Genomic DNA, 1073 nt, shown 5'->3' with positions numbered 1-1073 from the left:
CGTTGAAGCCAGTCGCCTTGATTAGCCGCCCCGTGGGCGTGCCTTAATGCCATGAGCCAGTGCGCTTACACCGGCCCTGAGCCTGACGCTAACTGGAGCTACGCAGCCAGATCCTTGAATAGTGCCAGTGGCCGGTTAACCGATGAATGTCTGGTGCCCCTGACCCACCGATGGAACAACCGGTCAGGCTGTGGTCTAAAGCCACGTAAGAGAGCCCCTATATGTGTTTGCTGTAAGTGCCTGACAGCTCCGCGAGACTAACGAAGCAGGCGTTCTCGCTCATGGGTTTAGGTTGGCCGCTCGCGCGGCCAAAAAAATACTATTGCCTGTTGACTCAGAGAAGGCTCATATGGGTTATGCATTATTCGTAGTGGCTCCAGAGCCTGAGGACTTTCACCACTTGCTCGCCCTCCAGCACCTGATAGACCAGACGGTGCTGAATATTGATTCGGCGTGAATAGGCCCCCGCAAGATCACCAATGAGCTTCTCAAAAGGAGGCGGCTTGCGGTATGGATCTTCCGCTATCAGCGCTAAAAGTTCCTGGGCCTTTGGTTTGAGACTGCTGGAGGCCAACTTCTTTGCATCTTTCTGGGCTTGCTTGGTGTAAACCAACTTCCATGTCACCAGTCCAGCTCCTCATCGCATTCATCTAAAGGGGTATCCATCCCCTCACGAATCGACTCCCGCATACCTGGTACGGAGAGCAGGTAAAGTGTTTCCTGAATTGCAGACCAGTCTTCTTCGGAAACCAGAACGGCTTTGTTGCGCTTACCCATGATGACGATTGGTTGGTGGGACTCGGCGGTCTCGTCAATCAACCGATATAGGTTGCTGCGCGCCTCAGTTGCTGTGATTCCGGTCATGACGCACCTCTTGTGTGTTCAACCTGCAACCAAGTGTACGCCTTTGAGTACGTGCGTCAAGGCGAACGTCTCGCATAACGCAAAGCTTTGGAGCGGCTGGAGCGCAGCGTAAGCCGTCCCAGCCACGAAAGTGGCGACAACAGCGCCTTGTGTACGCCCAGCATGGGCATGAACTAATGGGGTGAAAGTCCCCTGTGGGAAGATCACCG

Annotated in this window: 2 protein-coding genes; both read right to left on the bottom strand. The window is 54.5% G+C overall.

Annotated elements, in window-relative coordinates:
• Positions 1–361: 361 nt before the first annotated feature.
• Complete coding sequence (locus tag C7H09_RS08100; RefSeq protein ID WP_106761209.1) at positions 362–625, bottom strand: Txe/YoeB family addiction module toxin; 264 nt, start codon at positions 623–625, stop codon at positions 362–364.
• Positions 622–864 (bottom strand): type II toxin-antitoxin system Phd/YefM family antitoxin, encoded by a 243-nt coding sequence (locus tag C7H09_RS08095; RefSeq protein ID WP_106761210.1) that lies wholly within the window; start codon positions 862–864, stop codon positions 622–624. Before C7H09_RS08095 ends, C7H09_RS08100 begins: the two co-directional genes overlap by 4 nt.
• Positions 865–1073: the final 209 nt, after the last annotated feature.

The sequence above is a fragment of the Marinobacter fuscus genome, assembly GCF_003007675.1.
Classification (GTDB): domain Bacteria; phylum Pseudomonadota; class Gammaproteobacteria; order Pseudomonadales; family Oleiphilaceae; genus Marinobacter; species Marinobacter fuscus.
This window is presented reverse-complemented; position numbering and strand designations above follow the sequence as displayed.

Coding starts and splice junctions, on each gene's coding strand:
- C7H09_RS08095 (WP_106761210.1), bottom strand. CDS start 864: ATGACCGGAATCACAGCAACTGAGGCGCGCAGCAACCTATATCGGTTG.